The organism is Ilyomonas limi (assembly GCF_005233845.1).
Taxonomy (GTDB): domain Bacteria; phylum Bacteroidota; class Bacteroidia; order Chitinophagales; family Chitinophagaceae; genus Ilyomonas; species Ilyomonas limi.
The window spans coordinates 23,177-32,346 of sequence record NZ_SZQL01000030.1 but is presented as its reverse complement, the minus strand read 5'-3'; the positions used below and the strand labels follow the sequence as shown (position 1 = coordinate 32,346).

General features: G+C 40.2%; 10 protein-coding genes. 3 read left to right on the top strand and 7 right to left on the bottom strand.

The annotated features are described in order from the left end of the window. Positions 1–188 precede the first annotated feature (188 nt). Positions 189–635 (bottom strand): hypothetical protein, encoded by a 447-nt coding sequence (locus FC093_RS22170; protein ID WP_137264009.1) that lies wholly within the window; start codon positions 633–635, stop codon positions 189–191. Further along, positions 619–1,101 carry a hypothetical protein gene (locus tag FC093_RS22165; RefSeq protein WP_137264008.1) on the bottom strand — a complete coding sequence of 161 codons (483 nt, stop codon included), beginning with the start codon at positions 1,099–1,101 and terminating at the stop codon, positions 619–621. The genes FC093_RS22170 and FC093_RS22165 overlap by 17 nt, the downstream gene beginning before the upstream one ends. 292 nt (positions 1,102–1,393) lie before the next feature. On the opposite strand from FC093_RS22165, the gene FC093_RS22160 reads away from it, so the two are divergent. Next, on the top strand, positions 1,394–2,503 hold the full coding sequence (locus tag FC093_RS22160) for a metallophosphoesterase (protein ID WP_137264007.1): 1,110 nt from the start codon (positions 1,394–1,396) through the stop codon (positions 2,501–2,503). 90 nt (positions 2,504–2,593) lie between these two features. Here the strand turns inward: FC093_RS22160 and FC093_RS22155 are convergent, their stop codons facing one another. The 5 genes from FC093_RS22155 to FC093_RS23895 all read right to left on the bottom strand — a co-directional run bounded on the left by FC093_RS22155 (position 2,594) and on the right by FC093_RS23895 (position 7,291). After that, entirely contained in the window at positions 2,594–3,745 is a 1,152-nt protein-coding gene (locus tag FC093_RS22155; protein ID WP_206106659.1) for a cystathionine gamma-synthase, read from the bottom strand. A 229-nt stretch (positions 3,746–3,974) separates the two neighbouring features. Then, a complete protein-coding gene (gene asnB, locus FC093_RS22150; RefSeq protein ID WP_240743413.1) occupies positions 3,975–5,876 on the bottom strand; it encodes an asparagine synthase (glutamine-hydrolyzing) in 1,902 nt (633 codons plus the stop codon). A gap of 4 nt (positions 5,877–5,880) precedes the next feature. Further along, positions 5,881–6,486: an acyl carrier protein phosphodiesterase gene (locus tag FC093_RS22145; protein ID WP_137264006.1), complete on the bottom strand. Its 606-nt coding sequence runs from the start codon at positions 6,484–6,486 to the stop codon at positions 5,881–5,883. Positions 6,487–6,805: 319 nt separating this feature from the next. Continuing rightward, a complete protein-coding gene (locus tag FC093_RS22140; protein ID WP_137264005.1) occupies positions 6,806–7,003 on the bottom strand; it encodes a hypothetical protein in 198 nt (65 codons plus the stop codon). Between the two features lie 111 nt (positions 7,004–7,114). Further along, complete coding sequence (locus tag FC093_RS23895) at positions 7,115–7,291, bottom strand: hypothetical protein (protein ID WP_170971187.1); 177 nt, start codon at positions 7,289–7,291, stop codon at positions 7,115–7,117. 148 nt (positions 7,292–7,439) lie between these two features. On the opposite strand from FC093_RS23895, the gene FC093_RS22135 reads away from it, so the two are divergent. Next, positions 7,440–8,006 carry an RNA polymerase sigma factor gene (locus FC093_RS22135; RefSeq protein WP_206106658.1) on the top strand — a complete coding sequence of 189 codons (567 nt, stop codon included), beginning with the start codon at positions 7,440–7,442 and terminating at the stop codon, positions 8,004–8,006. Further along, positions 8,007–9,107, top strand: a complete 1,101-nt coding sequence (locus FC093_RS22130) for a S1C family serine protease (protein ID WP_137264003.1) — start codon at positions 8,007–8,009, stop codon at positions 9,105–9,107. Positions 9,108–9,170: the final 63 nt, after the last annotated feature.

Sequence of the window (9,170 nt, the reverse complement as noted above, 5' to 3'; positions counted from 1 at the left end):
TGATGCCATACTTTTGAGCAAGCTGTCTGAAGCCCACTCCCTGCGTTAAATACTCTGTAATAATTTGTGTTTTTAAATCCATAAATAGGCTGTTTTTTAGTCAACCTATTTCAGGACGAGACATTACCGCTGCTGATTGTTTCAATGTCAAGCCCCACTATTGGCAATACCAATGTTAGCGGTAGTTTTTATACAGATTGCTCATGAAAAATACGTTCAAATTCGTTCCAATACATTATGCTTGGCGAAACAATTTCTTTGTTGTCGCCAATGTAAGCAAACATTACTTTACCTTCTTCCATTAGACTTTGATTATTTGAGTTGTCTTCCATGTAGTTTCTTAACACTCGTAATAAATTTGCTAAACTCTCAATTGTCTGTAATATCAAGTGATGAACAAAGTAAGTAACGGTGTATTTACTTTCTAAGTCTTGCAAGCCTTTAAATCTTTTCTGTTGCAGCTTTGAAGATAAAAAAAGTATTGTCTTTTTATTTGATTTCAATTCATGAGCAAAAGATGCACTAAGAATGTCAGACGTTCTGTGAATTATGTCTGAACGATAATCGTAAAGTTGTCTGACAAAGTTATTATGAACTTCAACTACACATTCTTTTACATTATTTGATTTTTTCATTTGAAAACGGACCAGAATTACCTCTTGCATGGTTTTCAATTTTATTCCAATTGGGTGTATCGTCTGTTTTTGCAAGAATGTAATTGATTAAAATGGCTGAATAATCGAAAACAGAAGATAGATGAAAGACGATACTGTCAAGCAAATAGCTTAATTGTCTTTTATCAATTTCCAAATGCCATACAGAAGAATTCCTGATGTCATTCGAAATTTCTAAGTTGTCATGTTTTAGTTGAATATCATTTAACTGACGAAATAACAAATGAAAATGGAACCTTGAGCTACTAAGCCTGTAAGAAATATTATTTCTAAGGTCAAATATTTTAGGCTCTGTAAATGTGTTTTTAATGTGGTAACCGAAGTCCATTGATATTGCTTGAATTCCTGCGTCTAAACCGTGGATAAGTTTATCAGACTTTTGTAATACTTCGTCTCTATTTTCGATGTCGATTACTTTGTGTTTCATTTAAGGACTTCGTCTGTTAGTAAGATTACCGCTAAACTCCAAATATATGCAACTCCAACTATCAAGCTGCGCAAATCCACCTAAAGCAGTGGTATTTATGCAATTGATTTATACGATCCATTTTGCGAAGCTCCAATACATCTCCCCCTACACTTACAAGCTCCATTTACAACAGGAAAAAAAAATCAATCACTATATAACAAACTCAAAACCCTGGTTAAATAAAATCCCTAAAATTCCGCAAGCATTTTGCATACTACTTGTAAATATTTTTCTCACCTATCTTTAGCCTATGCGCAAGCTGCTTCAAAAATGGCTGACCAAACCGGTAATGCGACTTGCTGATAAATGGTCTTCGCGCCCCGATAAAGCACGTGTGTTTAAAGCCTTAACCGATTTGCACCAGGAGATTATTAAGGGCAATACTAAAAAAGGCTTGGCCATTCCTTTCGATATACACCGGGATAAGTTTGTTGTGTTATCCGACCAGCATAAAGGTGCCAAAAATGATTCGGACGATTTTATGCCTTGCGAAAAAAACTATCTCGCAGCATTAGATTATTATTATCAAAACGATTATTATTTCATTAACCTCGGCGATTGTGAAGAGCTTTGGGAAAATACCTTAGCGCCGGTGAAAAAAAGCAATAGCGCTTCTTTTGATAAAGAGAAATTATTCCTGCAAAAAAATAAATACCTCAAAATCTTTGGCAACCACGATTTGTATTGGGGCAATGATTTTATTACTGCGCCTGCTGAATTGAAAAGTATTTATGAACAGCCGGTAACTATTTACGAAGGCGTGATTTTACAAACATATATCCACGAGCGTTCTTTTCAACTATTTCTTACGCATGGGCATCAGGGCGATTTACAAAGCGACGGCAACTGGTTTAGCAAATGGTTTGTATCGAACGTATGGGCAAAATTGCAGGCTTACCTGTGTATAAAGCCCAATACACCGGCATATGATACGCAGCTAAAAACAGCACACAATACGCTGATGTATGAGTGGAGCAGCAACAATAATATTGCCCTTATTACCGGGCATACGCACCAGCCCGTGTTTGAATCACTCACCTTGCTGGAGCGATTGTATAACAGGCTGGCAGAAGCCGTAAAAAGGAATGATGCAAAGGCTGTGGAAGAAATAAAATCGCACATTCATCATCGCTTTACAAAGGGCGAGGTACTCCCCGATTTTACCGGTTTTAAGCCCAACTATTTTAATAGCGGTTGCTGCTGCTTTAGCGATGGCGATATTACCGGTATTGAAATATGCGATGGCTGCATACGACTGGTAAAATGGGAGTACGACAGTAATGGCACGCCACTAAGAATATTGCTGGAAGAAGCGACGCTAGGCAAGGTGGCGGCAGATGCAAAAACAGCCATTGCTTAAAACTGTATCGCTGAATAGCTCCTTTGTAAATAGTGGATGGTCAGTTGTGAGTGATGTAACACTTTCTCACCACTCACAAATTCACCAATCTCATCCAATTGCCTGTGCTAAATCGGCAATTAAATCTTTGGCATCTTCGATACCTACACTCAGGCGAATTAAAGAGTCCGTTAAGCCATTTTTCAAACGTTCTTCGCGTGGTATAGAAGCATGTGTCATAGAAGCCGGATGGTTGATTAATGATTCCACACCACCGAGGCTTTCGGCTAACGAAAATATTTTGGTGGAAGACAATACTTTGTTAGCTGTTGCTATGCTGTCGTCTTTTAATGTAAAGCTCATCATGCCGCCAAAACCGCGCATTTGTTTTTTAGCAACCGCATAGCCGGGATGGTCTTCAAAGCCACACCAGTACACGTGCTGCACTTTATCATTGCTACGCAGGTAATGGGCCACCTGCTCTCCATTTTCGCAGTGCCGTTGCATACGCACGTGCAATGTTTTAATGCCACGAAGTACTAAAAAACAATCTTGTGGACCAGGTACAGCGCCGCAACTTTTTTGTATAAAATATAAATCATCACGCAGTTTATCATCATTTACAATAAGGCACCCTTGTATTACATCGCTGTGTCCACCTAAATATTTGGTAGCCGAGTGCATTACGATGTCGGCACCAAAGTCAAGCGGGTTTTGCAAGTAAGGCGAAGCAAAGGTGTTATCTACGCAAAGCAAAATATTATGCGCTTTGGCTATGTTGGCAACTGCTTCAATATCGGTAACATTCATCAATGGATTGGTAGGTGTTTCCGTCCAGATGAGTCTGGTATTTTTATTGATGAATGGCTTGATGGCAGCCGCATCCTGCATATTTACATAGTGAAAAATGATTCCAAACTTTTGAAATACTTTACTGAACAAGCGGTATGTGCCACCATACATATCGGCAGCAGCAATCACCTCATCGCCGGGCTTTAGTAATTTTATTACTGCATCGGTTGCTGCCACGCCGCTGCTGAATACCAGCCCATATTTACCGTTTTCTATTTCTGCTACAGCGCGTTCCAAAGCAAAGCGCGTAGGATTTTGCGAGCGTGCATATTCATAGCCTTTATGCTTACCCGGCGACTCCTGCACGTAAGTTGATGTTTGATAAATAGGTGTCATTATAGCACCGGTGCAAGGATCCGGCTCTGCACCGGCATGTATCATTTTTGTTCCTAAGCCAATGTTTGTTTTCATAAGTATTTGCAGTGATTTAATAGCACGAAATTATAGCACACAGATGACACTGACTGAAGTACAGATTTTTAAAGCACGAAAGAGGCGAATTGCACGAATTATTTTAGTACACAGATAGCACGGACTAAAGCACGGCTGAGAAAGGATGTATTAAGTAAATGAATCAGTATCATCAGCATTCTTTATCAGAATAATCATCGTCCGAAATCTATCTATGCTTTAGTCCATGTCATCCGTTTGCCATTAGCGTAGCGGCACTTAAATATCTAAAGTCAAAATTGTCTTTATCATGTGCGCCTTTGGGTTTTACTGCTTTGCTTAATACCTGCTCATTCAACACTTTTTCAGCAACTAATTTTTTCTTGCTTTCGTATATCATCTCTTGTATTCTTTTATTGTGCATCCATTGCTGTTGCGGTGGTTCGTAGCCGGTTTTGTCTTTGCGCCAGCAGATGTTTTTGGGTAAAAAATGGTCCATGCTTTTGCGCAATATCCACTTGGTAAAACCGTCTTTTATTTTCATGTTAGCGGGCAATGCGAAAACAAACTCAACCAGCTCATGTTGTAAAAAAGGCAAGCGCACTTCGCGAGAATGTGCCATCGAATTTCTATCGGCATAGCGCAGCAATTCTTCCAGTCCAAAAGTAAACGTATTGTAGTGCAATATGTCTTCTAACTGACGTACTACCGGTTTGATAAGCGTATCCTTATTTTGGTAGTGCATCACAAACTCAGCATTAAAAGCTGCATGGTTGTTTATTTGTTGCAATGCTTGCTGTTGCAGGCGTTCTGCCGTTTTGTGCGGATAATAGGCAGCAATATAATTTTTCCAGTTCCATTGTTGCAAAAAATGGTTCTTACGCAATGCTCTTTTCTCTTTTATAAATAAAGCAAAACGTTGTAGTAAAAGCTGCTGTAAATACCAATGCATATACTTTTTATAGCCACCTAATATTTCATCAGCGCCCTGTCCATCCAACAATACAGTAACGTTTTTTTCTTTTGCCAATTGATACACCATGTATTGTATAAGCACGCTGCTGCTTTGCACCGGCTCATCCTGATAGTACATCAACGCTTGCCAGTTTTTTATCCAGTCCTCTGCTGTTGGCTGCGTAAAATATTGCTGAATATTATACGTATTTGCCACTTCTTTGCTATAAGCAGTTTCGTCTTTTTCAAAACCATTGAATACTGCTGTGAATGCCACATTCGTCCAGTGTGGTGCACTTGTTTTTAACTGATGAATGGCGGCTACAATGCTGCTGCTATCCAGCCCGCCACTGAGCGAAGTACCCACCGCCACATCGCTGCGCAGGCGCTTTTGCACCGATGCGGAAAATAATGCTGCAAAGCGTTCAACTGCTTTGCTCTCCTCAATAATCATACTTGATAATGCAGGTTTGTACCATTTACGCAGTCTTATTTTGCCTTGCGAAGGAATAATGCTCAAACAATTGCCCGGCGGCAGCAAGAGGATATTGCTATAAAATGTTTCTGTTTTTTTAATAGGATTTTGCACATAGCCCAAGGCAATATAATTGAGCATCATCGTACCATTCAAATGCCTGTTTGCGCCTGCTGCCAGCAAGGCTTTTATTTCGCTGGCAAACAGAATTTGATCGAACCTGCCGCGTTGCGTATATATAGGATAATAATACAATGGTTTTTCACCAAAGCGATCACGCGCCATAAACAGGGTTTGCTGTTTGGCATCGTACAAGGCAAAGGCAAACATGCCATCAAAATGTTGCAAACAGTTTTCGCTCCAATAGTCATACGCAGCCGGAATCACCTCTGTATCGGTGGAAGTAGTGAAAGTATATCCAGCCTGCTGAAGCTCCTTTTTTAGCTCGATATAGTTATAAATTTCCCCGTTAAAAACAAGTGTGTAATGGAGGTAGTGAAAAGGCTGATTAGCTTCGGGCGATAAATCGAGAATGCAAAGCCGGCGATGTGCAAAGCCAACAGTTTTTTCTTCATTTACCCAAAAGCCTTCGTGCTCCGGTCCGCGGTGCCGCAAGGCATCTGCCATTTGCTGTAGCCGTTGCTGTTGTATTAATGATGAATGGGGAGTAATAATGCCTGCAATACCGCACATGGTGTAAAGGTAATGTGCTGCTTGCAGCAATGAATTAGATGCCTTTATTTTCGGTGGATAAAAGCAACAATTGCGCCTGGACGAACGACTTTACTTCTGGAAAGAAAGCTGTATAACATTGTTTCAGTTCATCGTAATGCTGCATAAAGGCGTTGAATGCTGCCAGGCTGTTATTGAGGTAAACGGCGCGATGCACCAATCCGCCAAAACTGTTCTCAATACCTTGAATGGTGCGGTAGTTATATAGCCAGTTTTGCGTGCGCATATACGGCAGCATACGGGCAAATTTTTGTGGTAAAATAACTTCAAATTTTTCAAGTATATCGTAAGTTGTCTCCGCAAAACGGGCTAAACCCTGTGCAGAATGCAAGGTGTTATCTAATGCTAAAAAATGGTCGTACACAATATCTACAAAAGCACCGGCATATAAACCTACGGCAGGCCTGAAATATTGTTTGGCATCGTGTGTGGCGGCATGTGTATCGGTAAACTGGTCTATGAGGCGGTGCAGTGTAATGCCTTTTTGTATCTCGTTGCTGTAAATAAACTTTTGCTTACCCTTTACAAAATCACTCATCATATTGCCAGCAAGTATTTCGGGGTGGTTAAAAGACAGGTAAGCATGGGCAAGATAATTCATAGTGTAAAGTTCGTTTGCGACAGACAAAGTGCCAAACCGCTTTATTATTGGACTTATACCTGGCTCAAATAGTTTACCCATATCAGCTGCAAACCATAAGCAGGAAGATTAGAAATACGAGCCAGACGTATATCATATTATTTAACTGAAAATGGACTTATTACCAAATAAAGGCATCAATATATCTATTAACGATATTCAAACAAAAAAGCCCTCCCTAAGAATAGGGACGGCCTCTAACGATTGCTTGCCATATGAAAAAAGTTAATCAGCTAATCAGTCAGCAAGCACTGACCTATGTGAGTAGCTTACAATAAATTTACTTTGTAGAATCAGCACCCATTGTTGTGCTATCAGCGCCCATGGTTGTTGTGTCAGTTGTTGCAGGGGCTGGAGCCATCATCGTACTTGTAGTATCAACAGTAGTTGTTGTACTGTCTGTAGTAGTATCGCTGGTGTTACCACCGCAAGCTGCTGCAAAAGCACCGATTGCTAAAACCAATAAAAGCTTTTTCATTTGTTGTGAATGTTTTGTGAGTGAATTTTGAGAATTAATACCCAAAATGAAAAGAGGTAACCCAAAAACAACTAAAAATTTTAAAATTCAGTTGTAATCAGCTAAGCTTTGCTACTTGTTATTATTAATAGTATCAGTTGTAATGGTAGTATCAGTTACTACTTTTGCAGTATCCTGGGTTACAACTGTAGAGGTGTCCGATGTTGTTGTGCTTTCATCATTGCTGCCACCACATGCAGTAAAAGATAAAGCTGCTGCAACTACTGCAACTAATAATAATTTTTTCATGTTGTTGTTTTTTATTGTTAAACAATTATGATTAATACGGCCGACCTGCAAAAAGTAACCACCTGTTTCTAAAAAATTTCAAAGAATTTTTTTACACACTATTTGGGTTACTTTTAGCGCGGCGATGGTATTAAAAATACATTCAGGAGTGAAACCAGAGACAAACGAACAGCTTCTCTTACGTGGTTTAGCTGAAAATGATGCAAAAGCAATTGAAACTATTTATAAAGACAACTTTAAAATGGTGCAGGCTTTTATATTAAACAACAGCGGCTCCTACGATGATGCAAGAGACATTTTTCAGGAAGCAATGATAACGCTGTACGAAAAAGCAAAAAGCGAGTCTTTTGTCCTTACTTCACAAATAAAAACGTACCTCTACTCAGTATGCAGGCGTCTCTGGCTTAAACGGCTGCAGCAAATGGGCAGGTATGTAGCACAATCCGAAATACTGGAAGAAACGATAGCGGTAGAAGATGATATAGCAATACACGAAAAGCGCAATGCCGATTTTGCTATTATGGACCGGGCAATGAACAGCTTGGGTGAGCCCTGCAAAAGCTTACTCGAATCGTACTACTTACAAAAGAAAAGCATGCACGACATTGCAGCTGATTTTGGATATACCAATGCAGATAATGCAAAAACGCAGAAATACAAATGTTTGATGCGGCTAAAAAAATTATTCTTTTCGCAATATAATATTGGTGAATAAATGGAAGACCTTCAGTTATTAGATGCTATTGAAAGATACCTTAATGGCACTATGCTGCCTGAAGAAAAAAAGTATTTTCAGCAGCTACGCCGCAATACGCCGGAGATAGACCAGATGGTGGTGGAGCACCGCCTCTTTTTGCAACAAATGGACTTGTATGCAGGGCAAAAAGAACTGATGCACAGCTTGAATGAAGTGCATAACGATTTGGTAGAAAAAGGCGATATATACGAAGGCGGCGAACTGAATACCAAGGGGCATGTAATACAATTCTGGAATAAATATAAGCGCACCATTGGCATTGCTGCTTCCATAGCGGGTGTAGTTGCATTGGGCATCAGTTTTTTGGTTACCCAACTTTCGCCGGCTACCACCAAGTCTGATCTGCAGGAATTGAGCCGGCAGGTAAAAGAATTGAATACAAAGACCAATGTTTTGGCTGCTGAATTTAAAAGGAACCCGAAAATTCCTGAAAAGCCTACCTACACCAGCGGCGGTACCGGCTTTTTAATTGACAGAAAAGGTTACCTTGTTACCAATGCGCACGTGCTAAAAGGCAAAGGTGTAGTAGTAAGCAATAGCAATGGTCCGGAGTTAAGTGCCACCATTGTATATAAAGATGATTCGACCGATCTGGCACTATTGAAGATTGACGATGAAAACTTTAAGCCGGTTACTTCGTTACCGTATGCAGTCAAAAAAAGCAATTTCGATTTAGGCTCCGAAGTATATACGCTGGGCTATCCGCGCAATATTATTGTATATAATTCTGGCTATATCAGCGCCACAGCGGGCTACGATGGCGATACTGCCAGCCTGCAGATATCGTTGCCTGCAAATCCCGGCAACTCCGGTGGCCCTGTATTAAATAAAAATGGGGAGATAGTTGGTATTTTAAGTACCCGCGAGCGCCAGGCCGAAGGGGTGGTATTTGCCGTAAAAGCAAAAGGTATTTATCAGCTGCTGGAAGATTTAAAGAAAAACGATACTACTTACCAGAACATCAAGCTGCCTGCAAGTTCGTCCCTTAAGAACCTTGACCGCGAGCAGCAAATAAAGCAGGTACAGGATTATGTATATCAGATAAAAGTGTACAATTAACAGCCATTGATCTTTTGTTCCATATAGGTTTTCCCGCCGGCGGCACATTGCACCGGCGGGTTT

Excerpts from the sequence above, each read along its gene's own strand:
- FC093_RS22170 (WP_137264009.1), bottom strand. The coding sequence starts at position 635 with ATGAAAAAATCAAATAATGTAAAAGAATGTGTAGTTGAAGTTCATAAT.
- FC093_RS22165 (WP_137264008.1), bottom strand. The coding sequence starts at position 1,101 with ATGAAACACAAAGTAATCGACATCGAAAATAGAGACGAAGTATTACAA.
- FC093_RS22160 (WP_137264007.1), top strand. The coding sequence starts at position 1,394 with ATGCGCAAGCTGCTTCAAAAATGGCTGACCAAACCGGTAATGCGACTT.
- FC093_RS22155 (WP_206106659.1), bottom strand. The coding sequence starts at position 3,745 with ATGAAAACAAACATTGGCTTAGGAACAAAAATGATACATGCCGGTGCA.
- FC093_RS22145 (WP_137264006.1), bottom strand. The coding sequence starts at position 6,486 with ATGAATTATCTTGCCCATGCTTACCTGTCTTTTAACCACCCCGAAATA.
- FC093_RS22140 (WP_137264005.1), bottom strand. The coding sequence starts at position 7,003 with ATGAAAAAGCTTTTATTGGTTTTAGCAATCGGTGCTTTTGCAGCAGCT.
- FC093_RS23895 (WP_170971187.1), bottom strand. The coding sequence starts at position 7,291 with ATGAAAAAATTATTATTAGTTGCAGTAGTTGCAGCAGCTTTATCTTTT.
- FC093_RS22130 (WP_137264003.1), top strand. The coding sequence starts at position 8,007 with ATGGAAGACCTTCAGTTATTAGATGCTATTGAAAGATACCTTAATGGC.